At 64.9% G+C, this 23,151-nt stretch carries 22 protein-coding genes; 9 read left to right on the top strand and 13 right to left on the bottom strand.

The window, feature by feature from the left end:
* Window positions 1-43: 43 nt before the first annotated feature.
* From EL288_RS05175 to EL288_RS05220, 10 genes are all read right to left on the bottom strand, one after another.
* On the bottom strand, window positions 44-859 hold the full coding sequence (locus tag EL288_RS05175; RefSeq protein WP_003814139.1) for a MerR family transcriptional regulator: 816 nt from the start codon (window positions 857-859) through the stop codon (window positions 44-46).
* Between the two features lie 86 nt (window positions 860-945).
* Window positions 946-1,692, bottom strand: a complete 747-nt coding sequence (locus EL288_RS05180; protein WP_003814137.1) for a sulfite exporter TauE/SafE family protein — start codon at window positions 1,690-1,692, stop codon at window positions 946-948.
* 106 nt (window positions 1,693-1,798) lie between these two features.
* Window positions 1,799-2,704 carry an NAD-dependent epimerase/dehydratase family protein gene (locus tag EL288_RS05185; RefSeq protein WP_033451248.1) on the bottom strand — a complete coding sequence of 302 codons (906 nt, stop codon included), beginning with the start codon at window positions 2,702-2,704 and terminating at the stop codon, window positions 1,799-1,801.
* 26 nt (window positions 2,705-2,730) lie between these two features.
* Window positions 2,731-3,531, bottom strand: a complete 801-nt coding sequence (locus EL288_RS05190) for an HpcH/HpaI aldolase family protein (protein WP_003814132.1) — start codon at window positions 3,529-3,531, stop codon at window positions 2,731-2,733.
* A gap of 98 nt (window positions 3,532-3,629) precedes the next feature.
* Entirely contained in the window at window positions 3,630-4,391 is a 762-nt protein-coding gene (locus EL288_RS05195) for a GntR family transcriptional regulator (RefSeq protein ID WP_033459088.1), read from the bottom strand.
* Between the two features lie 24 nt (window positions 4,392-4,415).
* Entirely contained in the window at window positions 4,416-5,690 is a 1,275-nt protein-coding gene (locus EL288_RS05200; protein ID WP_003814129.1) for a TRAP transporter large permease, read from the bottom strand.
* Window positions 5,687-6,232, bottom strand: coding sequence for a TRAP transporter small permease (locus tag EL288_RS05205; RefSeq protein WP_003814127.1), 546 nt, complete (start codon window positions 6,230-6,232; stop codon window positions 5,687-5,689). The genes EL288_RS05200 and EL288_RS05205 overlap by 4 nt, the downstream gene beginning before the upstream one ends.
* Window positions 6,229-7,257, bottom strand: coding sequence for a TRAP transporter substrate-binding protein (locus EL288_RS05210; protein ID WP_033451269.1), 1,029 nt, complete (start codon window positions 7,255-7,257; stop codon window positions 6,229-6,231). Before EL288_RS05210 ends, EL288_RS05205 begins: the two co-directional genes overlap by 4 nt.
* 276 nt (window positions 7,258-7,533) lie before the next feature.
* Window positions 7,534-8,475, bottom strand: coding sequence for an aldo/keto reductase (locus EL288_RS05215; RefSeq protein WP_033459090.1), 942 nt, complete (start codon window positions 8,473-8,475; stop codon window positions 7,534-7,536).
* Window positions 8,472-9,779, bottom strand: a complete 1,308-nt coding sequence (locus tag EL288_RS05220) for an NTP/NDP exchange transporter (protein WP_227889225.1) — start codon at window positions 9,777-9,779, stop codon at window positions 8,472-8,474. Before EL288_RS05220 ends, EL288_RS05215 begins: the two co-directional genes overlap by 4 nt.
* A 459-nt stretch (window positions 9,780-10,238) precedes the next feature.
* Here EL288_RS05220 and EL288_RS05225 point away from each other — a divergent pair, with 459 nt between their 5' ends.
* The 8 genes from EL288_RS05225 to folD all read left to right on the top strand — a co-directional run bounded on the left by EL288_RS05225 (window position 10,239) and on the right by folD (window position 18,445).
* Window positions 10,239-11,207, top strand: coding sequence for a LysR family transcriptional regulator (locus EL288_RS05225; RefSeq protein ID WP_003814118.1), 969 nt, complete (start codon window positions 10,239-10,241; stop codon window positions 11,205-11,207).
* A 321-nt stretch (window positions 11,208-11,528) separates the two neighbouring features.
* Window positions 11,529-12,536, top strand: coding sequence for a Bug family tripartite tricarboxylate transporter substrate binding protein (locus EL288_RS05230; RefSeq protein ID WP_010929104.1), 1,008 nt, complete (start codon window positions 11,529-11,531; stop codon window positions 12,534-12,536).
* Between the two features lie 50 nt (window positions 12,537-12,586).
* Window positions 12,587-13,390 carry an enoyl-CoA hydratase gene (locus EL288_RS05235; protein ID WP_003814113.1) on the top strand — a complete coding sequence of 268 codons (804 nt, stop codon included), beginning with the start codon at window positions 12,587-12,589 and terminating at the stop codon, window positions 13,388-13,390.
* A 152-nt stretch (window positions 13,391-13,542) separates the two neighbouring features.
* On the top strand, window positions 13,543-14,430 hold the full coding sequence (locus EL288_RS05240) for an HpcH/HpaI aldolase/citrate lyase family protein (RefSeq protein WP_033459092.1): 888 nt from the start codon (window positions 13,543-13,545) through the stop codon (window positions 14,428-14,430).
* A gap of 29 nt (window positions 14,431-14,459) precedes the next feature.
* Window positions 14,460-14,915: a MaoC family dehydratase gene (locus EL288_RS05245; RefSeq protein ID WP_003814109.1), complete on the top strand. Its 456-nt coding sequence runs from the start codon at window positions 14,460-14,462 to the stop codon at window positions 14,913-14,915.
* A gap of 78 nt (window positions 14,916-14,993) precedes the next feature.
* A complete protein-coding gene (locus EL288_RS05250) occupies window positions 14,994-16,226 on the top strand; it encodes a CaiB/BaiF CoA transferase family protein (RefSeq protein ID WP_003814107.1) in 1,233 nt (410 codons plus the stop codon).
* A gap of 386 nt (window positions 16,227-16,612) precedes the next feature.
* Window positions 16,613-17,566 (top strand): Bug family tripartite tricarboxylate transporter substrate binding protein, encoded by a 954-nt coding sequence (locus EL288_RS05255; protein WP_015065053.1) that lies wholly within the window; start codon window positions 16,613-16,615, stop codon window positions 17,564-17,566.
* Between the two features lie 27 nt (window positions 17,567-17,593).
* Window positions 17,594-18,445 carry a bifunctional methylenetetrahydrofolate dehydrogenase/methenyltetrahydrofolate cyclohydrolase FolD gene (folD, locus tag EL288_RS05260; RefSeq protein ID WP_033448683.1) on the top strand — a complete coding sequence of 284 codons (852 nt, stop codon included), beginning with the start codon at window positions 17,594-17,596 and terminating at the stop codon, window positions 18,443-18,445.
* A 5-nt stretch (window positions 18,446-18,450) separates the two neighbouring features.
* On the opposite strand, the gene EL288_RS05265 is transcribed toward folD, so the two are convergent.
* From EL288_RS05265 to EL288_RS05275, 3 genes are all read right to left on the bottom strand, one after another.
* Window positions 18,451-19,479, bottom strand: coding sequence for an Ldh family oxidoreductase (locus EL288_RS05265; protein WP_010929099.1), 1,029 nt, complete (start codon window positions 19,477-19,479; stop codon window positions 18,451-18,453).
* Window positions 19,476-20,519: a LysR family transcriptional regulator gene (locus tag EL288_RS05270; protein ID WP_010930973.1), complete on the bottom strand. Its 1,044-nt coding sequence runs from the start codon at window positions 20,517-20,519 to the stop codon at window positions 19,476-19,478. Before EL288_RS05270 ends, EL288_RS05265 begins: the two co-directional genes overlap by 4 nt.
* A 67-nt stretch (window positions 20,520-20,586) precedes the next feature.
* Window positions 20,587-21,612 (bottom strand): dipeptidase, encoded by a 1,026-nt coding sequence (locus EL288_RS05275; RefSeq protein ID WP_015065054.1) that lies wholly within the window; start codon window positions 21,610-21,612, stop codon window positions 20,587-20,589.
* A gap of 281 nt (window positions 21,613-21,893) precedes the next feature.
* On the opposite strand from EL288_RS05275, the gene EL288_RS05280 reads away from it, so the two are divergent.
* Window positions 21,894-23,147 carry a sarcosine oxidase subunit beta family protein gene (locus EL288_RS05280; protein WP_003821029.1) on the top strand — a complete coding sequence of 418 codons (1,254 nt, stop codon included), beginning with the start codon at window positions 21,894-21,896 and terminating at the stop codon, window positions 23,145-23,147.
* Window positions 23,148-23,151 lie beyond the last annotated feature (4 nt).

Raw genomic sequence — 23,151 nt, forward strand, 5'->3', positions numbered from 1 at the left:
AGGTTCGGAAGGGTTCTGTGCATCGGGACCCGCGCCCTGCGGATCAGAAGCTGCGCGGCGTGTTCACCCAGAGCAGGACGGTCGGCTCGTCGCCCGCGGCGGACCAGGAGTGCAGCAGGCGGCTGTCGAAGGAAATGCTGTCGCCGGCGACCAGTTCCCAGGTCTTCAGCCCTTGTACGCTGATATGGAAGCGCCCATGCAGCACATGGATGAATTCTTCGCCTTCGTGCGAGTAGGCGCCGTCGCTCTGGGCGCCTGGCTGCAGTACCCAGCGCTGGCAGTCCAGCGACTGCAGGGTTTCCGCCAGCTGGAATATCTGGATGCCGGCGCCGAAGCTGGGCGCCTGCCGCGCCTTGCCGCCGCGCACGACGTGGGCGCTGCTGTCGGCGGACCTGGCCGGCGGCGCCGAGAGTTCGGTGACGGTGGTGCCATAGCAGGCTGCCAGGCGCTGCAGGCTGGCGACCGCGGCGCCCTGGCCGGTGCGCTCGAAGGTGGAGATGAAGGAAACCGGCAGCCCGGTGGCGTCGGCCGCCTCCTGCAGCGACATGTCGTGTTTCTGCCGGGCCACCCGAAATTGCCGGCCCAGCTGTTGGGTGTTGGCCGAACGCTTGGGCCGCGCCGGGTCCTGCGGCGCCGGCGCGGTGCTGGCCAGCGCGCGCTTGATGGCCGAGATGTTCAGGCCCTCGACCTTGCGCAGGCGCAGGATGGTGCTGATCAGGCCCAGATCGTGTTCGCCGTAGATGCGCTGCCCCGTCGGGCTGCGCAGCGGCGACAGCAGTCCGTGCTGTTCCCACAGGCGCAGCGTGGAGGGGTTGGTGCCGGTCAGTTGCGCGGCTTGGGTGATTCCGAATTCCGGCATGTTGCTACGGGATGGGTTGTGCACGGCGCCCGGCGACGCGGCGCGGGAAATTGTAATCGACCAGGGCCGCCGGCTCGCCGCGCCGCCTAGGCGCGCATGAACATGAAAGCAGTCATGGCCAGCCCGATCGCGATAATGCCCGCGCGCAGGGCACCGCGCGGGATGCGGCGCGCCAGCCTGCCGCCCACGTAGCCGCCGGCGAGCGCCGCGCCCAGCATCAGCAGGGCGTATTGCCAGTTGATCAAGGCGCCGGCCACGTATACGACGACGGCGATGCAGGTCAGCACGCCTGAGAGCAGGTTCTTCAGCGCGTTCATGGTGTTCAGGCTCTGATAGCCCGAGGCGCTGAACAGTGCGAGCAGCATGATGCCGATGCCGCCATTGAAGAAGCCGCCATAGACGCTGACCGCCGTCAGCCCGGCCTGGCCGCGCCAATTGCCCGGCGCTGCCGCGGCTTGCTGCGTGCGTTTGAGCATGGCGGGCGCGCACCAGAAAATCAGCGTGGCAACCAGCAGCAGCCAGGGCGCCAGGTGGCGGAAGGCTTTCTGGTCGATCCACAGCAGCAGCAGCGCGCCGACGGCGCCGCCGACCGCGGCGATCAGCGTGGTGCGCCACAGCGGCACGCGATGCGGCTCGATGAAGAGATCGCGCCGCATGGCCCAGGCGCCGGCGAAATAGCCGGGCAGCAGGGCCAGCGTGCCGGTCGCATTGGCCATGACGGGCGGCACGCCCACCGCCACCAGGGCCGGCAGCGTCAGGAAGCTGCCGCCGCCCGCCGCCGCATTGAGAATGCCGGCAAAGAATGCCGCGCCCAGAACCAATGCCAGATCCATTCGTAGTCCCCGTTGTTTTGCTTGCCGGCGCGCAGGTCCGCGCCATGTCGATGGCGGCGGCCTGGCGCGTTGCCACGGATGCTAGCAGGTTGGCGGCGGGGCCGCCTCAGGCTTGGGCCGGCCGGTAATGCGCCAGCGTTTGTCCGATGCCGACGTCGAGCGGGGTCCGGGGCAGGGCGGGAAAGGCCCGGTACAGCGCCTCGTCCGGGATATCGGCGGTGAACGGCAGGACGGGGCCTTCGGCCCCCAGGCGCGCGTCCGGGCAGTGGCGGCGGATGGCATCCAGGATGTCCGCCATCGGCGTGGGCCGCCCGGACACGTTGAATACCTGCGCGCCGGGCGCGCGCGCGGTCAGCGCCTGTTCATAGGCCGCGGCGACATCGTCTGCGTACACGAGGCACGTATCTCCCTGGTAGCCGACGGTGTAGGGCTCGCCGCGGACGGCGGCGCGGCAGGCCAGGGTCGGGCCGGCGCTCAGCCCGACCTCCCGTCCCGGCCCGTAGACCACGCCGGGGCGCAGCCCGACGCTGGAGATGCCGTCATACTCCCAGTAGGTGCGCGCGCAGCCCTCGGTCGCCAGCTTGAAGGCGCCGTAGTGCGTCGACGGTTCCGGCTGCAGGCCGTTGTCCGGGCCGAATACGCTGACCGAGCTGGTATAGACCACATGGCGCAGGCCCTGCCTTTTGGCCGCTTCGAAAACATGCAGGGTGCCCAGCAGGTTGACTTGCGCGCCCTTGACGGGATCGAGCTGGCAGGATGGCGTGAGCAGTCCGGCCAGATGGACGACCTGCTGGCATCCCGAGAGCGCGGCCTCCACGTCCGCGGCCTGGCTGACGTCGCCGACCACCCATTCCAGCCTGTCGGCGGCGTCGCCCAGCAGGCCGCGAACAACCCGACGGTCGTCGGCGATGTCCATGATGCGTACCGGCAATCCGCGCGCCAGCAGCCGCTTGGCGACCCAGGCGCCCAGGAAGCCGCCTCCGCCCGTGATCAGAACCTTGGTGTGTTGCATGGATGACTCCAGATGGATGCGCCGGTTCAGCGCGCGAGCCCGGTTCGGGGCAGGGCGGCGTTGAGCGCGTTGAAGCTGCTGGAAAGCAGGAACCGGTCGCCGCTGACCACGAACAGCGCGGCGCCTTCGTCCTGCCAGCGCGCGATCTGTTCGCACAGCAGGCGCGGGTCGCTATCGAAGATCGACATCATGACTTGCACGCCCTTGGCGCGAGCCTGGCGGACCATGCGGGACTGGGCGGCCTGCACTTCGGGGTGCTTCCAGTCGCCGTTCAGGCCCAGCGCCTGGCTCAGGTCGAACGGGCCGAGCGCCACGGCGTCCAGTCCCGGCACGTCGAGGATGCGGTCGAAGTTGGCGATGCCCTGCGGCGTTTCGATGAGGGCCGCGACGAACGTATGTTCGCGGGCCTGTTCCACGTGCCGTGCCCAGGGCGTCACGCCGTGCGCGGTGGCGCGCGTGCAGGGGCAGGCGCCGCGTTGCCCCTGCGGCGCATAGCGCGAGGCCGCCACGATGGCGGCGGCCATTTCGGGGCTGTCGACGTTGGGAACCAGCACCCCGTTGGCGCCGGTGTCCAGGGCCTTGAAAATGGCGGTCCGGCTGGCGTCTGGCGTGCGCACCAGCGCGGTGGCGCCGCCGAGCTGGGCCGCGCGCGTCATGTGCACCGCCGATTCAATGCCGAACGAGCCGTGTTCCATGTCGACGATGACGAAGTCCAGGCCGGCGCTGGCGGCGATTTCGCAGAATTCGGGCGAGTTCATCTGTGCCCAGGTGCCGTAGGCGGGCCTTCGGCCACGCAGGGCCGCGAAGAGTCGGTCGGGTATGTGCATGCGTTGTCCTTGTCGAAAGTGAGGCGTGCAAGCCCCCCTCGGCAGGGCCGATGTGGCCCGGCCGATGCGGCTGGCAGGGAAAGCGGTTGGGTAGCGCCCTACGTGGCGGGCAGCAATGCGTCGGCCGAGGACCGGGGGTCGAGCACGAAGCGTTTGCCCCAGACCAGGTGCGCGCGCATCTGGTTCTGCGCCCGCTTCGCGTCGCCGTCCTTGATGGCTTCGAAGATTTCCCGGTGCTGCTGGACATTGGCGCCCAGCCGCCCGGGATACTTGGTATGCAGGCGCGTGGACAGGCGGTGCATCTTGTCGCGCAGGCGCTCGAGCATCTGCACGATCTCCTCGTTGCCGTGTATCTGGGCCAGGCTGAGGTGGAACGCCATGTCGAGCTGGTGGTAGTCGAGATAGGCGCCCTCGCGCACGCACTCCTCCTGCTGGCGCAGGATGGTTTCCACGCGCTCGATATCCGAGGGCTGGAGTTGCCCGACCAGGGAGAGCGCCACGTGGCTTTCGATGACCGTGCGGATCTCGTAGAAATCATTGATCGCGTTGGCGGACATCTCCGGCAGCATGATGCCGATCTTGGGCACCACGACGACCAGGCCTTCCAGCTTCAGGCGTTCGATCGCCGAGCGCACGGGATTGAGCCCCAACCCGAACTGGGCGGCGAGCTGGCGCTCGGAGTAGGCCCGTCCCGTCTCTTCATTGAGGAACAGCATGGCTTTGATCTGCTCGTAGGCCACGTCCCGCAGAAAGGGTTGCGGGGCGCCGGGCGCCGTATCGCTTGCCTCGGCCGCGCTCGTGGTCCGCTTGCCCGCAAGGGCACGGGGGGCCGTGCGGGCTCGGGTGTGCAAGTCGTTCATACGCGTCTTCCTTTGTTGCGTAGCCTATTGGAAATGCCTGAACCACAGGGTCAGTTCGGGCACGAAGCTGATGAGCAGCAGGACGCTCAGCGCGGCGGCGAAGAACCAGGCGAGATGGGGCAGCATTTTCACCATGTTCACGTCCAGTGTGCGGGCTGCAACGAAAACATTGGCGGCCAAAGGTGGGGTGATCAAGCCAATTTCGATGTTGGTGACCAGGATGATACCGAAGTGCACTGGATCGATTCCGAACTTGATGGCCGCCGGCGCCAGCAGCGGGCCCATGAGCATGACCGCGGCATTGGTTTCCATGAACATGCCGACCAGCAGCAGCAACAGATTGACCCCGAGCAGGAAGACGATGGGGTCGTCCGTCACCGACAGCGCGAAGGCGGCGATGTCCTGGGGAATCTGGTTGAGCACCAGGGCGCGGTTGAACAGGCTCGTCAGCGCGATGATGGTGAGGATGGCCGCCGACGCCTTGACGGCATTGGTGAACACCACCGGCACCTGGTCCCAGCGCAGGGTGCGCTGGATCAGCGTCATCGCCAGGGCGGCCGCTGCCGCGACCGCGGCTGCCTCGGTCGGCGTGGTCAGGCCGGAGTAGATGCCGCCCAGGACGAACACCGGCAGCAGCAATGCCGAGACGGTGGCGCCGGAGGTCGGGGCGGGGGCGCGGTCCAGGCCCGCCGCGCCGGCGCTTTCGACGCCGTCCCGCAAGGCCGAGCGCGAGCGCAGGGCGTGCGTGGCGAAGAACGCGCCCGCCATGATCAGGCCGGGCACCAGGGTGGCGAGGAATAGATCGACGATGGACGTGCCGACCACCGAACCGTACAGGATCAACGGTATCGATGGCGGCAGCAGCACGCCCAGCAGGCCGGCGGCGGCGACCAGCGACGCGCTGTAGGCGCGCTTGTAGCCGCGCGCCGTCATTTCGGGGCCCACGGTCGCGCCGATGGCGGCCACCGTGGCCACGGACGAGCCGGTCATGGCGCTCATCAGCCCCGAGGCCGCCACGGCGATGTGCCCCATGCGGGCGGGCAGGAAGTGCAGCACGCGGTCGCAGATCTGGCTCAGGCACAAGGCCAGGCCGCCGCGGTTCATGATTTCGCCGACCAGCAGGAACAGCGGAATCGCCACCAGCGGAACCGCCGAAATGGTTTCGTAGGGGATGGCTCCCAGCGCGTCGAGATCCAGGTTGAAACTTCCGGCGCGGCCCATCACGGCCAGGGCGAACGCCATGCCCAGCGGCGTGCCGATGATCAGCAGCAGGAACAATCCTGCGAAGGCGAGGCTCATTGCGCGAACTCCAGGGCGGGACGGCCGGCGACCAGCCGGTAAATGGCCAGCGCGGCATGCAGGGCGATCAGGGCTGCGCCGGCCACCATGAGCCCGCTGGGCAGGGCCACCGGCGTGCCCAGGTCGATCAGTTTTTCGCCGGAGTCCAGCGCGTAGTCGAAGAATCCCCAGGCCGTGATGGCGAACATGACGCCGAAGACCAGCTGCGCCAGCAGCGATGCCAGGTGCGCGGCGAAGCGCAGCGCGCCGGCCGGAAGCAGGTCGACCACTTCGATATTGATGTGGCGCCGCAGCGCGGTGCACGCGGACGCGCCCAGGAAAGTCAGCGCGGACATGGCGGTCACGGCCCATTCCGTCAGGTTGGGAATGGGCAAGAGCAGCGCGCGCGCGGCCACGCTGATGGCGACGGTCGCCATGATCACGGCCAGCGCGGCGACGCTGACGGCCATCTCGCCGCGCAGCAGCCAGCGCTCGGCCCGGTCGATGGCCGAGCCGGACGCGAGGCCCGCCAGCGGGGCGGGGGAGGGGGCGGCGGCGTTCATTGGATGTTGTTCTTGGCCAGTTCGTCGCGCAGCGCCTGGATGCGCTCGGCGCCATAGACGCTTGCCAGCTTGTCCCACTGGGCGCGGCCGAGTTCACGGAAAGGGCGCATGGCCTGGGCATCCAGTTCGATGACCGCTACGCCGCCCTGGCGGATTTTTTCCACATATTCACGGTTCAGCTTGCGGTTGTTCGCGATCTGGTTGCGGGCGGCCTCTTCGGCGGCGGCCAGCACGATGGCCTTCTGCTCGTCGTTCAGGCGTTTCCAGAATCGTTCGCTGGAGGCGATGGCCCCGATCGCGTAGATGTGGTTGGTCAGGGTCATGTACTTCTGCGCCTCGAACAGGCGCGAGGTGTACGTCAGGGCGGGGCCGTTGTCCTGGCCGTCGACCGTGCCCTGCTGCAACGCGGTGAACAGCTCGGGGAACGGCAGGGCCAGGGGGTGCGCGCCGGCCGCCTCGAACAGCGTCTTGATATTGGTGACGCTGGGCGTGCGCAATTTCATGCCGCGCAGGTCCTCGGGCGTGGCCACCGGGCGTTGCGAGTTGGTGATCGAGCGGAACTCCAGCTCGAAGAAGGCAAGCGGCTCGATGCGCCGCTTGCGCAGGGTCTCGCGGGTCGTTTTCTGGATGACCCCGTCGGGATTGAAGTGGATACGGTCCGCTTCCTCGAAGGTGCTGACGGCGTAGGGCAGGTAATGGATGTCGAGCAGCGGATCCAGGCCGGTCAGGCCCGCCACGTTCAGGAAGGCGAGGTCCAGCGAACCGCGCGCCAATTCGCGCCCCAGCGCCTCGTCGCCGCCCAGCTGGCCGGCCGGAAACAGCGCAATCTCCATCTGGCCGTTCGAGCGTGTCTTGACCAGTTCGGCGAACTCCTTGCCAGCCACTTCCTGGGGGCTGCCGATGGCAAAGACATGGCCCAGCCGGACGCGGATGTCCTGCGCGTGCGCGCTCGGCGACATGACGCTCGAAGCCGCCAGCAGGCATGCCGCGCCAAACGTTTTCAGGGATGAAAACAACGTGGTCATCAAGAATGCTCCATAGGTGGAGCCCATGCCCGGCCGGGCGGCTCCGTGTCTCCTGGTCCATCGGTCTGGCCGACGGGTTGTCATGTCATCGCCGTTGGCGATATGCCCTCAGACATTTATCTGACATTTCAGATAAATGTTAATGAAATTCTAGAGGGGAGCAGAATTGTGGTTTTCCCTAGGCGCGGGCGGACGCGCGTCCGCCGCCCGGTCCGAACGGGCAGTCCCGCATGGGGGAGGAGGGCCGCCGCGCTTGCCGCGGACGCGGCGTGTCGCCTATAGCGACTCGATGTGTTCGATCATCCGGCGCCGTCCGGCCGGGTCGGGCAGGGGGCCCGTGGCCGCGCGCAGGTTGTCGACGACGTTGCGGGGCTGGCTGGTGGCCGGCGTGGCGGTGGTGACCGCCGGATGCGAAATCACGAATTTCAGGAAGAACTGGCCCCACGAGGCGATACCGTACTCGGCCGCCCAGCCCGGCAGGGCATGTCCCTTGACCCGTTGCCACAGGCGCGAGCGGCCGAAGGGCTGGTAGGCCAGCACGCCGACGCCGCGCTCGCGCGCCAGCGGGAAAACGCGCGCTTCCATGGCGCGGTGGTCGATGGCGTAGTCCACGCCGATGAAGTCCAGCGCTTCGGTGCGCAGGATCTGCTCCAGCGCTTCGTACTGCTCGGGAAACGTGGTCGTGACGCCGATATAGCGTATGCGGCCGGCGTCGCGGTATTCCCTGAGCAGCCCCAGCTGTGTCGGCACGTCGCCCAGGTTGTGGACCTGGACGAGGTCGATCGCGGGCCTGCCCAGCCGCGCCAGCGAGCGGTCGATCTGCGCGCGGGCGGCGGCCGGGTCGGCCTTGCCGCCGCCTCGCCCGGCCACGTTCACCTTGGTCGCCCAGAACAGCTTGCGGTCCAGGCCGGTTTCCCGGGCGATGCGCGCGGCCGTTTCCTCGGCCGCGCCGTAGCTTGGGGCGGTGTCGAATACCGTGCCGCCTTCGCGCACGAAGGTTTCGAGCACGTCGCGCACGCGTCCGGTATCGTCTTCGCCGGCGATGCGCGCGAACGATGCCGAGCTGCCCAGGCCCACCGCCGGCAGCCGTTCCCGGGTGCCCGGGATCGTCCGGGTGATCAGGCCGGCGGGGCCATCGGCGGCCCACGGCAGCCCTGGGCGGGCGGCCAGGGCCAGGCCGGCGGCGGACAGCTTGAGGTAATCGCGTCGGGTAATCATGGGGGCGGGCTCCTCGTCGCGGGAAGCGTATCCGGCGCGGCGGCCGGGATGGCGGGAACGGACGCGCCGGCCTTGCGGGCCAGGCGCAGCTGGGCGCGGCCCAGCCACAGCCCCAGCGCGGCCCAGGCCAGCGCCAGCGGAACCGCCACGCTGGCCAGGCCGGCCAGGCCCAGTCCCAGCCGGCCCAGCAGGCCTTCGACCTGCGCGCCGGCCACATCGCCGCTGCGGTAGCCGAAGGTGTCGATGAAGGCCTTGGATTTGTATTTGTCCTCGCGGCCGAGCACCGTGTAGAGCGTTTCGCGCGCCGGCCGCGCCAGCGCCCGCTGGACCGCCCGGAAGACGGCCTCGAACACGATCAGCGCCGCCAGCGTGCCGACCATGGCCAGCCCCACGAATCCCAGCATGACAGTCAGCGGCAGCAGCGTCAGCGTGATGGTCACACCCAGCCGCTTCATCACATGTCCGGCCACCACCGCCTGCAAGGCCAGCGTGGCTGCCTGCGTGATGAGGTCGATGCGCGCGAACACGGTGGTGCGCAAGTCCATGTCGTCGCCCAGCTCGGCCACCATCTGCAGCCGCGTGAAATAGAGCAGCGTACTGGCGATCGCCATGATGATCACATAGCTGGCGATGCCGAACAGATAGCGCGAACGGAACACCGCTTTCAGCCCCTGCCAGGCGTTGCCGCCGATCAGGATGCGGTCCTGTCCGTCCGTGGCCTGCAGCCCGCTGTCCGGGCCGGCGCACGCCGCCGCGGCCTGGCCGCGCCCCACCGCCCAGGCAGCCTGCATCGCCAGCAGCAGAAAGCCCGCCGAGACCAGCAGCAGGGCGGGCGTGCCCAGCGGACGCGCAAGCAGCGACGCGAGCCACGGCCCGAAAATCGCGCCCAGCGTGCCGCCGACGGAAATCAGCGCGAACAGCCGCCGGCTTTGTTCGAGCGTGAAGCGATCCGCCATCAGCGCCCAGAACAGCATGGTGGCAAACATGTTGAAGACACTGAACCACACATAGAACACCTGCCCGCTGGTTGCGCCGACGGCCTGCGGCGCCTGCACCAGCAACTGGTGGAACGCGGCCAGGCTCAATGCGAAGAAGGTGTATGTCACGCCGATGAACTGGCGCCGGGAGAACCTGCTGACCAGCCAGCCGAACACCGGATTGACCAGCAGCGTCACCAGCGCGGTGCCCATGAACAGCCAGCGCACCGCCTCGATGCCGCGCTGCATGCCTAGCGCGTCGCGGGCCGGGCGCAGCACCATCAGCGCCGTCAGGACGCAGAAGAAACACAGTCCGGACAGCAGCACCGGCCGGAGCTCGTCGCGGCGAAGGTTGAAGAACGCTGCCAGTCGGGTTTTGTGCGCTGGGCTGATCATCCTGGCGGGCCTGGGCGGGGCGTGTTCGCGAACGGTGGGGCGGCAAGCGGCCGGGAAGGACGCCGGTGCGGGGCATGGCGATCGAGGGCTTGCGGCGTCACGCCCACCGTAGCCGGTTACGCCTTGCGGGGCAAGCATCGCAAGGAATGGCCGTTGCCTGCGGAACGCGAGCTATGCGGACGGATTCCCCAACGGCTACCATCTGCCGGATGAACGGCGCCGAGTATAGGGCGGCGAGGCCATCCGGCCGCCGCAGCGCAGTCTCGATGCGTCCCTGCAATGGCGAATGCCCGGCCGCAGGGCCTGAGCGTCTTTCCCCGACAGCGTGTTTGCACGGCAACTCGAAGCCAGCCCGATGCCGCCCAGTATTCTCCACGGAGAGCGAGCCTGATGAGCACCTTGAGCATTCATACCCTGACCCGCAGAGTGGATTTATTCACGCTGCGCCTGTTCCTGACAGTCGTGGAGGAAGGGCAGATACGCAAAGCCGCGGTCCGCGAGAATATCGCGCCGTCCGCCGCCACCAAGCGGATCCAGGATCTGGAGGAAATCGCCGGATTGCCGCTTTTCGAACGGCAGCCCGCCGGCGTCGTGCCGAACGCAGCCGGCGTCGTACTGGCGCGCTATATCCGGGAACTGTTCGGCAATCTTGAAGAAATGCGCCGTGAACTGGGGGAATACTCGGACGGGGTTCGTGGCAGCCTGACGGTCGCCACGACGGGTTCTCTCATCGTCCAATACGTCGCCAAAGAGATCGGCGAGTTCTCGCGGAATTATCCCCAGATCGATCTGGCGCTGGAGCAGCACCTCAATCCGGACGCGATCCGGGCGGTCGTGTCCGGCGGGGCGGATCTCGCGATTTATCTGGTGGGCATGGACGTGCACGAGGAGGGCCTGGATGTCACCCCGTACCGCACGGATCGCCTGGTGGCCCTGGCGCCCGCCGGCCATCCCCTGGCCGAAAAAGCCGGCGTAACGCTTGCCGATCTGCTGGGCCATGCGTTCATCAGCGTCGAACCGTCAACGGCAATGATGGCGGATATTTCCAAGGCCGCGAAATCCAGCGGTCTCGCGGTCAAGCCGAAATTCCATGTGACGAGCGTGGAGGCGGCGCGCAGCCTGGTGGAAGAGGGGCTGGGCGTCACCATTCAGCCGGAATGCATGCTTCCGGTGGCGTATCAGCGGCGCGTATCGGTGCTGCGCCTCGACGAAGCCTGGGCCTTGCGCAAGGTCCATATTGGCACCAGGCGGGGCCGGGCGCCGACCGCGGCGACGCGCTTGCTCATCGAGCAACTCATCGCGCAGCCCAGAGGGTCGGACGCCACTCTCGAAGCGGGACCGTCCGTAGCTGCTGGATAACCCGCGATTCGTGTTTCGCGAATCCGGCATTCGCCAATGGCTGCTTGAGGGCGGTCGGGCAACTGCATAGCATTGTGTCAGACAAGAGCGGTGAGAACGCACGCAATGCCAGTGGTTGGCGACACCGTGAATCGGTGCGCCGTCCGTCAAGACGGTCCGTACTCATGCGTGGACGAGAAAACGCAGACGCGGCGCTGCAGCGCGCGTGCCTGGGGATCGTTGCGCCGACGGATTGCACCTGTTCACCACTGTTCCTGTCGAGACAGGCGAAATGGGTATCAGCCCATGTAATGCCGACAAAAAACAGCAGAGGAGACAATCATGTCGGGACATTTTGGAGCAAGGGGCAAGCGCGGATCGGTTGGGTCCAGGCTTGCGGCGGCCTCGCTTTTTGCATGCGCGACGGGGCTGGTCGCCGCCAATGTGAGCGCGGCGGACCGGAATGCCGCGCCCATCACGATCGTCGTGCCGTTCGCCGCCGCCACGGCGACAGACGTCGCGGCGAGATACATAGGCCAGAAGATAACCGAGTCCACCGGCAGGGCCGTGGTCGTCGATAACCGGCCTGGCGCCAACGGAATCATCGGCATCCAGACGGCCAAGTCCCTGCCGAGCAGTGCGAACGTCATCTTGATGACCAGCAACACGACCCAGGCGGCGAATCCCAGCCTGTTCAAGGACCTGCCATACGATCCCGTCGCGGACTTCAAGCCGATCACCACGATAACGATTGGCGGCGTCCTGCTGGTTGTGAATCCGGCATCCGGCATCAAGAACGTCTCTGAATTGGTCGAAGCCGCGAAGAAGAATCCCGGCAAGCTGACATTCGGAAGCGGGAATTCCACGTCGCAGGCGGGTGGCGAGATGCTGAAGCAGGCGGCCGGCATCGACATCCTGTATGTCCCGTACAAATCCAGCCCTGCGGCGATGGCCGACCTGATGGGCGGGCAGATCGACATGGCGTTCTCGGATCCGATCTCCGTGAAACCCTTGATTGCCGCGGGAAGGCTGAGGGCTATCGGGGTGACCGCGACAAAAAGGATTCCGGGGTTCGACGACGTGCCAACCTTGCAGGAGGAAGGCCTCAAGGATTACGACCTGTCCGGATGGATTGCCGCCTACACCCCAAGCACCGCATCCGACGAGCAAGTGCAAAGCTATAGCAAGCTGATCGTCGACATCCTGAAGCTGAAGGAAAGCGAGGCGTTCTTCGGGGAGCGGGGGTGGCGAGTGGTGGCGGACAGCCCGTCTGCGCTTGCGTCGTTCCAGCAAGCCGAAACCGCTCGCTGGAAAACACTGGTCGAGACTTCGGGAATGAAGATCAACTGACCATACGCCGGCCGGCTCCGGCGGCGCTTCGTAATGTCCATTTGAGATCGATGCATCACATGACCCCTGTACTCGTCACCAGCCTGTCCGATGGCATCTTCACCATCAGGCTGAACCGTCCGAATGAGAGAAACGCGTTGAATGACGCCTTGTGCGCGGCATTGGTGCAAGCGTGCGAGCAGGCGGCGCACGACCCGGGCGCGCGCGTGGTGGTGTTGTGCGCTGCAGGTCCGGCCTTTTGCGCGGGCGGAGACGTCAAATCCATGGCCGCGCCCGCCGCGGCGGTGCAAAACAAGGGGGCGCAACGATTCCGCGAAATGAAGCATTTCATGACTGCGGCGAAGCTGCTGAACGAAATGCCGAAGCCGACCGTGGCGCTTGTCCACGGCGCGGCGGCCGGCGCCGGGCTGAGCCTGGCGCTGGCCTGCGATTTCCGCATCGGTACGCCGAACGCCAAGCTGACCACGGCTTTCGCGAAAGTCGGCTTGTCCGGGGACTATGGCGGGACATACTTCCTGCAGCGCATTGTCGGTCCGGCGAAGGCCCGTGAACTGTATTTATTGAGTCCGGTGCTGTCCGGACGCGAAGCGCTGCAGCTGGGGCTGGTGACCAGGGTTTATCCGGAAGCGGAGTTCGAGGCGGAATCGGCGGCCTTCGTGCGTGCCCTGGCCAGTGGCCCGACGACGACGTATGGATTCATCAAGGACAACCTGAACGAGAACCTGATCTGCCCCTTCGATGACGCCCTGGACGGCGAAATCCATCGTCACTTGCGTTGCAAGGACACCGCCGATTACCGGGAGGCGATCTGCGCCTTCGCGGAGAAAAGGGCGCCGGTGTTTCGCGGACATTAGCGCCAGCCGTAGTCCCGGCTGCAGCCGGCTCACGATCGGGCGCCAGCCTGCGGTCCGGCATCGACGCATACGTCTCGAGCCATGCGCCGGCTCGATCCATGCAAAGGTTCCGCGGGAGTTTATCCCATGGAAATTACCAGGTAGAGGTAGACGTGAATACGCGAATAAAACCGGTGCGGTCGTTCCTGTTCGTGCCAGGCAACAAGGAATCCATGCTCGACAAGGCTGCCCAGGCGGGCGCCGATGCGCTGATACTCGATCTGGAAGACAGCGTGCCGAGTCCGGAAAAAACCGCGGCGCGTGAGCTGGTCGCCAAGAAGATTCCCGAGCTCATTGCGCAGAATCAGCGAATCTGGGTGCGCATCAACCGTACTGCACATATCTATGACCTCGACGACATCCTGGCGGTGGCGCCAGCCGGCATCGAGGGCATATATATCTCCAAGCCGGGAGGGCCGGAAGACGTATACATGGCCTCATGCATGATCGCCGAGGCGGAGGCGCGCGCCAACCTGCCGCTGGGATCGATCGGGCTCATTCCCCTGCTGGAAACCGCGCGGTCCATGCAGCTGTGCTACGACATAGCGCAGATGCCTCGTGTGGCCGGCATCGTCGGCGCCACCGCCAGGAATGCCGACATGGGGCGCGCGCTGAAATTCGTCTGGACTGCCGAAGGCCGCGAGACCGAATACTTGAAATCCCGTGTGGTCATGGCCGCGCGTGCGGCCGGCAAGCAGGCGATAGGCGGGCTCTGGCAGCAGATCAAGGACCTCGACGGACTGGCGAAGTCCTCCGCGTTCGACCGGCAGCTTGGCATGTCGGGGGAGCTGGTCCTGCACCCGATGCAGGTCGAAACGATCAATCGCACCTACACGCCGACAGCCGAGGACGTCGCGTACTACCAGGGGATGATCGAGGCGCTCGACGCGGCCCAGGCCCAAGGGCGGGCATCGGTCATGTACGCGGGTGAACACATCGACATCGCCCACGTCAAGACCGCGCACGAAGTCATTGCGCTTGCGCAATCGTTCGGCAACTGAGCGCGATGGCGCGTATTCGGGAGTGTTAAATGGCTGGTCTGTATTTCGAAGATTTCAAGGCCGGGATGGTCGTGCAGCACGCCATCCGCCGTACCGTTACCGAGACGGACAACGTGCTGTTCTCCGCCCTGACCTACAACTGCGCGCCGCTGCATATCGACGCCGAGTACAGCGCCGACACCATATATGGCCAACGCCTGGTCAACAGCATGTTCCTGCTGGCGCTGGTGGCCGGCGTCACCGTCTATGAAACGACCCTGGGCACTACCCTGGGAAATCTGGGTTTCGGGGAGATCGTGTTTCCCAAGCCCACTTTCCATGGCGACACCATCCGTGTCGAGACGGAAATCCTGCAAACGCGGTTGTCCAGGAGCCGCACGGACTCCGGCATCGTGACTTTCAAGCATGTGGCCAGGAATCAGCGCGACGAGATCGTGTGCACCGCCGTGCGGACAGGCTTGATGATGCTCAGGCCAGCCGCCTGATTCGTCGCTCGGGCAGCGGGCGGCGAACTCGCCATCCGGCCGCCGGCAATCGGCTGCGTGGGGAACAAGGAGACGTTCATGGCAGTAACAGGCCTTCTGGAGGGCATTCGCGTCCTCGACATGACCGTGGCGCTGGCCGGGCCCTACGCCTCGATGCTGCTGGGCGGCCTGGGCGCCGAGGTCATCCGCGTCGAGGCGCCGGGCGGCAGCGACCTGGGCCGCAGCAATCCGCCGTTCGTGGGGCCGGGCGGGGTCAACTTCGGCCAGCAGGGCAGCGACGATGTGTCGCTGACATTGCTGAACCGCGCCCGCAACAAGAAGAGCATCACGCTCAACGTCAAGGATCCGGAGGGGCGGGCGCTGTTCGCCAGGCTGCTGCGCGAAAGCGATGTCTTCATCGAGAACCTGAGCGAAGGGGCCTCGGAGCGCCTGGGCGTGGACTATGCCCGTGTGCGGGAAATCAACGATCGCATCATCTATGCGTCGATCAAGGCCTTTGGCGAGCCCAGCAAGTACCAGAACCTCAAAGGCATGGACATCCTGGTGCAGGCGCTGTCGGGCCTGATGGCGGTGACCGGCGAGGCGTCGGGTCCGCCGATGCGCTGCGGGGTACCGGTGGCGGACCTGCTGGCGCCGCTGTACATGGTCAACGGCATCCTGGCGGCGCTGATCTACCGGGGCAGGACGGGCAAGGGGCAGAAGATCCAGGTGTCCATGCTCGATTGCCTGTCGTCCTGGGTGGCCGAGGAGCATTTCGATGTGCTGGCCCAGGCGGGTTTCCGCATGCGCACCGGCAACAACCACGAGCGCCTGGTGCCGTTCGGGACCTACGAATGCGTGGACGGCCACATCGCCATCGCGGCGGTGCACCCGGACTGGTTCGCCAGCCTGCTCGATGCCATGGGCCGGGCCGACCTGCAGCGCGATCCGCGCTTTGCCGACCGCGGCACGCGGATGCGCCATGCCGCCGACCTCGCTGCGCTGGTGTCCGAGTGGACCCGGGACAAGACGGTCGCCTTTGTCGAGCAGGCCCTGGTGCAGGAGCGCGGCGTGCCGGCGGCGCGGGTGCGCACGCCGCTGGAGATGCTGGACGATCCGGACCTGCACCGCAGCGGCGCCATCACCGATTTGCAGACCCCCGATGGCGGCACGGTGCGCGGCATGGGGCTGCCCATCGGTTTCTCGGAATGCCACGCGCAATTCGATGTACCGGCCCAGGCGCTCGGCCAGGCCAATGCATCGGTGTACGCGGACATATTGGGTCTTTCCGACGCCGAGATCCGGCGGCTGGAAGAAAAAGGCGTGATCTGACGCGACCGGGCGGAGACGTCTGGACTGCAGCACGTGCCCGCTGGCTGCGGGCACGCGCGCTGCTGCGCGTAAGCGTCGATGCGCTGGCATCCGCTGGCGCAAGCGTGAACCGGCGCGAGGGGGGGCCAAATAATGGCACATGAAGCGCGCATGGCGTGCGCGGCGCGCCGTTTCCTGACCCGGTGCGGGCCAATATTGTGCAGTACATGGTGCTCTATTAAGGAAAGTTTGAGTCGCCATGATTTTTATTTATTCGATGGGGTTGACGCTTGGAAGGGGGCGTGTCCGCCAATACACTCAGACGCGAGCATCGTTCGGGATGCGTGATCCGCGTAGTCGGAAATCACGAAGCGGATGTTGAGCATCGGTAAACCCCAGGGGTAGCCATGAAAAGAATTTTCGCTGCAGTCGCCTTCATGATCAGCGCATTTGTCCACGCGGCCAGCCCATATCCAGAAAAATCGATAACCATCGTTAATCCGTTCGGCGCGGGCACGGCCTCGGATACTGTTATTCGCGCCTTGGGAAATCGTCTGGGCTCGGCGCTGAACGTGCCCGTTGTCGTCGAAAACCGTCCGGGTGCAAATGGGATTGTCGGCACGTTGCGGGGTGTGCGGGCGCCGAATGACGGCTATACGATATTCGTCACCACCGGGACCACTGTGTCGCAGAATCCCTGGCTGTTCAAGGACATTAATTATGATCCGATGACCGACTTTGTTGGCATCGCAGTGCTGGGTGGATTTCCTCTGTCTATTGTGGTGCCGCCACAAAGCCCATATCGCGATTTCAAGGAATTAATGCAGGCGATCCACACGAGCACGCAAGGTATCACCTATGCGACGGCTTACGGCATGCAGACCGTGTGCGGGGAACTGCTTGGCAAGGCTGCGAAGGGCAAGGTGCTCGGCATTCCCTATAAATCGACGCCGCCAGCCGTGCTGGACGTGACGGCAGGGCGGGTTGCCTTCGCATGCGGCGAGACGGCAACCACGCTGAGCGCCTTGCAAGGCCGGACACTGCGGGCGCTCGCGGTCATCAATCCTGCCGGATCGAAATACATACCCGGCGTGCCGTCGGTCCAGGAGAGCCTCCCCGATTTTCCGATCATGCAATCCTGGATCGGTCTCGCAGCGCCTCGCGGGATAGATTCGAAGAAGGTGGAACTGCTGTCCAGGGAGATATACAAGATTGCGTCGGATCCTGCGTTTGCAGACTCCCTCTCGGGGCTGGGCTACGCGTCGACGCCGATGGATGCGGCTGCCACTGCCCAGTTCATGAAGAGCGATTTTTCGAGATGGAGAGACCTGATCAAACATGTCGGAATCCAGCCTCAATAACCATTGCATGGACGTAGATTCAAAAAAATGAAGGCCAAGGTCATCGACGGTAGCCGCGCGTCGGCGCGTATCAGGGAGCAATTGAAGGAACGCGTGGCCTGCCTGCGCGCCAGAAACATAAGACCGGGCCTGGCGGTGCTCCTGGTCGGCGAAGATCCGGCTTCGCAGGTATATGTGCGTAATAAGGTGGCGGCCTGCGAGCAAGTGGGGATTCACTCCGTCACGGAGCGCTATCCCTCTGCCTGGACGGAGAATCAACTGCTCGACCGGATTGCCTCGCTTAATGGCGATCCTGCCATCAATGGCATTCTGGTGCAGTTGCCCTTGCCGCCGCATATGAGCGCGCACCGCGTCATCGAAGCAATATCGCCGCTCAAGGACGTCGACGGTTTCCATATCAGCAACGCAGGCCTGCTCATGACAGGGAAGCCGCAATTCCAGCCCTGCACCCCTTATGGGGTAATGAAACTTCTGGAATCCGAAGGGGTATCGCTGCGCGGCGCCGAAGCGGTAATTGTCGGCGCCAGCAATATCGTCGGAAAACCTATGGCGATGTTGCTGCTGGCGGCCGGGGCGACCGTGACGATATGCAATTCGAAGACACGCGATCTGGCCGGGCAGGCTCGCCGGGCCGACGTGCTGATTGTCGCCGCCGGCCGGGCCGGGATTGTCGATGGATCGATGATCAAGCCCGGCGCAGTTGTCATCGATGTCGGCATCAACCGTAGCCCAGACGGCCGCCTGTGCGGAGATGTCGACTATGGCTCGGCTGCCAAGGTCGCAGGCGCGATCACGCCGGTGCCGGGCGGAGTGGGACCGATGACCATTGCAATGCTGCTTGCCAATACCGTCGAGGCGGCGGAACGATCGGCTATCTGAGCCGCTTACATCAAGGCCGATAGCGTTCGATAGGTTTTCTCATCGATGTGCATGCCGTCGCGCTCGGACGCCGCGCGGTTCGCATAGCGCCGGTCCGACGGTAGCCGGGTCTGGCCGGCCGCGTTCAGCATTTCGCAAAGAAGCTGCGTTCGATCGGAGAAATCGCCGCCGGCGGATTTGCTCGCGTCTATCAGGATCACCGTTTGGCCTGCCCTGGACGTCTGAGCGCCGGGGTGGGAGCTTTGGTCTATTTCCGACGAGAATGCGCCGTCCGTGAGTGCAGCGCTCAGTAGCTCGACCATCATGGCCAGGGCCGATCCCTTGTGCGCGCCAAAAGGCAGCAGGCTGCCGCCGGCGATGATCGCCTCGGGGCTCGTGGTGGGTTGGCCTTGCGCGTCCAGGCCATATCCCTGCGGCAGCGACTCGCCGTGCTGGGCGGCCAGGCGGATCTCTCCGAACGCGACAGCGCTGGTGGCCAGATCGAACACGAGCGGGGAGTGGCCCTTCCGAGGCGCGGCAAATGCAAGGGGATTGGTGCCATAGACGGGCGTATTCCCCCCGAACGGCGCCATCCTGGCAACCGCATTCACGGTGGTGATGGCGATGAAGCCCGCTTCGGCAAATGGCTCCACATCCAGCCACAAGGCGCCGAAGTGATGCGAGTTCCGTATCGCCGCCAACGCAATACCGTTCTTCGACGCGCGTTCCATCAAGAGGGCTCTGGCCGCGGCAAGCGCGGGTTGCGCGAAGCCGTTGCGGGCGTCCACGCGCAGAAAACCGCCAGCCACCGCGTCGATGACGGGTTCCGCATGGCCGTCGACATACCCGCTTTTGAGCGAGTCGACGTATCCCGGAACGCGAAAGAGGCCGTGGCTACGGGCGCCGTCGCGGTCGGCACGGGCGACCGTGTCGGCCAGAATGTGCGCCACTGTAGCCGATGTGCCGTTTTTCTCGAAGATCGAGGCCAGCAGCATCTTCAAGTCGTCGAATGCGATGGTCCTGCTTTCAGTGTCCTTGCCGGGATTCGCTGTCATTCGATACCCTCGCTTGAGATGTCTGGTTGACGCCGTGCTCCGGTCGTCTTCGAATGCCCGGCGATTCCCGGCCATTCGCCCATCATTGCATGCCGATCCAGGGATGGATGGATATAGGCCAGGCGTGCAAGGCACTCTTCCTTGAGTACGGACACGGTGATGTCGAACGTGTCCTTGATAAGCGAGTCGAATTCGCCGCCTCTGGCGAGCAGATAAATCGACCTGGAGTCTCCGCTCGACTGCAGGAAACCTATCCCGACCCGTTTGGCGTGCTCTTGCGCCTGCAGCAGGCACAGTGGTGTGGTCAGCGCCCACCCCAGTCCGCCGGCAACCATCGAGGTCAGCGTGTCGGCGGTGTCCACCTCGAGAAACTGTGGAATCTCCAGATCCGCGCGCCGCAGCACGGTTTCGGCCTGTCGGCCCAGGTGGGACTGGCTGCGATACCGGATCATGGGAAGCTGTGCGCTGAGCAGCGCCAGGTTCGTGTTCTCGCGGTCCGCGACCTCCAGGCCAGGCGGGAATATCACCACGAACTGTTCGGTCAATACCCGATAGCGAACCAGGCCATTTTCACGATGCATGGGCTCGCTGGTGATGGCCAGGTCGACCCGGCGATCGATCAGCGCGGCGCCTACGTCGAAAGACAAGCCCGTCTGCAGTTTCAGCTGGGCTACTCTCGGCATTAACTGCTTGATAATGGACGTGCCACAGGTGGTGGCGACGGAGTCCACAAGACCCAAACGGATGGCGGGCCTGACGCCATGCCCCGCCTCAAGCACCGCGCCCTTCAGATTCAATGCGGCCGAAACCAGCTGCTCGCCGCGTTCATACAATACATAGCCGGCGCTGGTGAGCGTCAGCGGCCGGCGGTTGCGATCAAGCAGCTTGATGCCGAATTGTTCCTCGAGTTGTCCGATCGCTTGCGACACGGCCGATTGCGTCAGGCCGAGTTTCGATGCCGCGATGGACATGTTTTGGTCCTTTGCAGCGGCGAGGAATATTCTCAGAGCCTGCATGTCGATGATCTTCGGCGCTGTCATGGCTGGACGCCCTTCGCAGGACAAGGCTTCGTGGGAAGTCGAGAATAGCGTCGCGTCCCGGGCCTGTCTATCCGTAGACCTCCGTAAAGTGGCGCAGCCAGTTACCGCCGATGATGCCGGCCACCTCTTTCTCGGCATAACCCCGATCGAACAGGCCTTGCGTCAGGTTCGGCAGTTGTTTGATGCTGGCGATGCCGAGCGGATAATCCTGAAGATGGAATTCCTCGACGGTGCCGAATATGTCGGGACGCCGGGTGCGCCACAGGCGGCTGGCAGCGGGCATGGTCGATCTATCGCTTTTATAGGCTTCGACGAAATCGAGCCCGAATCCAACGTGGGCGGCATCGATGGTTTTCACCCAGTGGTCGGCATGATCGAGCAGTTCGTTCAACGTCGCATTTTCCGGGTGTACTGTCTTGGGCAACCCGCAGATACCCATGATTCCGCCCTTGGCGCGTATGGCGCGCGCCGTCTCGTCCGTCGTGTTGCGGTCGTTGGGATTGAGGGCATAGGAATTGGAGTGGGTGCACACCGGAAAGCGCGACCTCGCCACCGCTTCTTCCCGTGAACGGTGTCCGACGTGGGACAGATCCAGTATCAAGCCGAGATCGTTGCAGGCGTCGATCAGCTCGATTCCGGCGAAGCTCAAACCCGCGTTCCGGCTCTCGCCGCATCCGTCGGCGAACATGGTGGGTCCCGTATATGCCAGTCCGAAATAGCGCATGCCCAACCGGTGCATGGTGCGCAGGCGATGGAATTCGAGGTCGACCATCGCGGAACCCTGCGTTCCGATAATGACTGCGAGCTTGCCCTGCTTATTCGCGGCGTCGATTTCCTGCCGGTTGGTGGCCAATGCCAGATAAGGGCTGCGCTCGATTTTTTCCAGGCCGGAATCGAAATCGCGCAACACGATATCCCACGGCTGTTCAGTGCCGAACGTGACATTCGTGGCATTGACCCCGGCCGCCAGGCAGTTCTCGGCCCAGGGGTCGTCGATAACGTAGTACATGGACAGGCAGTCGAACACGAAACTGTCTTGCGTGAAACGTGTTGCCATGTCTGTCGCGCTCGGAACCACGATTTTCTTGTGCACGTTGCATCCAGTTTGGTTGTGCGGCCACCCCTGCGGCTGCTGGCTTAGTATCCGGGACCCGGGTGGCGCTGACCAGCCGCATGGTCGATTCTTCTTCAAAGTATAAGTGCTGCTAATGCAGGAACCGCCGCAGGGCTGGGTGCGGCCCATGCGCCGGATCCGGGCATGCCGTTCGGCGCAACAATTAACGCAGCTTATGTTCCTTCATGGTTTCTCTCATGAGTATTGCGCTGAGGCATCGGCTCGGTGGTTAATGGCAACGATCAACCAAGGGCCTGCAAATGCGATATTCATTTCCCAATCTGGTTCGCAATTCATTATCCGGGCATCGACGCTGGCCCAAGGCCTGGCGCGATCCAGACCCCAAGCCTCATTACGACGTCATCGTCGTCGGCGGGGGCGGGCACGGGTTGGCCACCGCATACTACCTGGCGAAAAATCATGGTATTCGCAAGGTCGCCGTCATCGAAAAGGGATGGCTGGGCGGCGGAAATACCGGCCGGAATACTACGCTGATTCGTTCGAATTACCTGCTTGCGGGGAATTCCCGGTTTTACGAATGGTCGATGAAGCTCTGGGAAACCATGAGCCAGGAGCTGAACTACAACGTCATGTTCAGCCAGCGGGGGGTGCTGAACCTGGCGCACAACGATGCGCAGCGGGACGCCTTCATGCGTCGCGGAAATGCCATGCGCCTGAATGGCATCGATGCGCAATGGCTGACGCGAGAGCAGATCGAGCGGCGGGTTCCCCTGCTCGATTGCGGGCCGGGCGCCCGCTACCCCGTGGAGGGGGGCTTGCTGCAGCCGCGCGGCGGGGTGGCGCGCCACGACGCCGTTGCGTGGGGCTATGCGCGCGCCGCGGACTCGCTCGGCGTCGACATCATCCAGAACTGCGAATGCACGGGCATCGACATTCGAAACGGGAAGGTGGTTGGAATCGTGACCTCGCGCGGGCGTATCGCCGCGGATCGCGTCGGGATCGCTGTCGCTGGCCATACTTCGCAGCTGGCCCAGATGGCTGGCATTGATCTTCCGATTGAAAGCCATGTCCTGCAGGCCTTTGTGAGCGAACCCGTCAAGCCTGTCCTGGACACGGTCGTCACCTATGGAGCCGGCCACTTCTACGTCAGCCAGTCCGACAAGGGCGAGCTCGTGATGGGCGGCGATCTCGACTTCTACAACAGTTATTCGCAGCGGGGCAATCTGCCGATTCTGCAGCATGCCGTCGAGTGCGCCATGCAGATGTTCCCCTTCATCAGCCGGCTGCGGATGATGCGCCACTGGGGCGGCGTCATGGACATGACGATGGACGGTTCTCCCATCATTTCGAAGACGCCCGTCGACAACTTCTACATCAATGGCGGGTGGTGCTATGGGGGGTTCAAGGCGACGCCTGCTTCGGGCTGGGTATTCGCGCACACCATGGCCAACGACACGCCGCACGAGTTGAACGAGTGTTTCGACATGCGCCGGTTCGAGTCTGGCCGGCTGTTAAACGAAAAGGGCGCGGGTCCTCGCCCGAACCTTCACTGAGCAG

This window comes from Bordetella bronchiseptica (genome assembly GCF_900636925.1).
In the GTDB taxonomy this organism is placed as follows: domain Bacteria; phylum Pseudomonadota; class Gammaproteobacteria; order Burkholderiales; family Burkholderiaceae_B; genus Bordetella; species Bordetella pertussis.

Coding starts and splice junctions, on each gene's coding strand:
- EL288_RS05175 (WP_003814139.1), bottom strand. CDS start 859: ATGCCGGAATTCGGAATCACCCAAGCCGCGCAACTGACCGGCACCAAC.
- EL288_RS05180 (WP_003814137.1), bottom strand. CDS start 1,692: ATGGATCTGGCATTGGTTCTGGGCGCGGCATTCTTTGCCGGCATTCTC.
- EL288_RS05185 (WP_033451248.1), bottom strand. CDS start 2,704: ATGCAACACACCAAGGTTCTGATCACGGGCGGAGGCGGCTTCCTGGGC.
- EL288_RS05190 (WP_003814132.1), bottom strand. CDS start 3,531: ATGCACATACCCGACCGACTCTTCGCGGCCCTGCGTGGCCGAAGGCCC.
- EL288_RS05195 (WP_033459088.1), bottom strand. CDS start 4,391: ATGAACGACTTGCACACCCGAGCCCGCACGGCCCCCCGTGCCCTTGCG.
- EL288_RS05200 (WP_003814129.1), bottom strand. CDS start 5,690: ATGAGCCTCGCCTTCGCAGGATTGTTCCTGCTGCTGATCATCGGCACG.
- EL288_RS05205 (WP_003814127.1), bottom strand. CDS start 6,232: ATGAACGCCGCCGCCCCCTCCCCCGCCCCGCTGGCGGGCCTCGCGTCC.
- EL288_RS05210 (WP_033451269.1), bottom strand. CDS start 7,257: ATGACCACGTTGTTTTCATCCCTGAAAACGTTTGGCGCGGCATGCCTG.
- EL288_RS05215 (WP_033459090.1), bottom strand. CDS start 8,475: ATGATTACCCGACGCGATTACCTCAAGCTGTCCGCCGCCGGCCTGGCC.
- EL288_RS05225 (WP_003814118.1), top strand. CDS start 10,239: ATGAGCACCTTGAGCATTCATACCCTGACCCGCAGAGTGGATTTATTC.
- EL288_RS05230 (WP_010929104.1), top strand. CDS start 11,529: ATGTCGGGACATTTTGGAGCAAGGGGCAAGCGCGGATCGGTTGGGTCC.
- EL288_RS05235 (WP_003814113.1), top strand. CDS start 12,587: ATGCATCACATGACCCCTGTACTCGTCACCAGCCTGTCCGATGGCATC.
- EL288_RS05245 (WP_003814109.1), top strand. CDS start 14,460: ATGGCTGGTCTGTATTTCGAAGATTTCAAGGCCGGGATGGTCGTGCAG.
- EL288_RS05250 (WP_003814107.1), top strand. CDS start 14,994: ATGGCAGTAACAGGCCTTCTGGAGGGCATTCGCGTCCTCGACATGACC.
- EL288_RS05255 (WP_015065053.1), top strand. CDS start 16,613: ATGAAAAGAATTTTCGCTGCAGTCGCCTTCATGATCAGCGCATTTGTC.
- folD (WP_033448683.1), top strand. CDS start 17,594: ATGAAGGCCAAGGTCATCGACGGTAGCCGCGCGTCGGCGCGTATCAGG.
- EL288_RS05265 (WP_010929099.1), bottom strand. CDS start 19,479: ATGACAGCGAATCCCGGCAAGGACACTGAAAGCAGGACCATCGCATTC.
- EL288_RS05270 (WP_010930973.1), bottom strand. CDS start 20,519: ATGACAGCGCCGAAGATCATCGACATGCAGGCTCTGAGAATATTCCTC.
- EL288_RS05280 (WP_003821029.1), top strand. CDS start 21,894: ATGCGATATTCATTTCCCAATCTGGTTCGCAATTCATTATCCGGGCAT.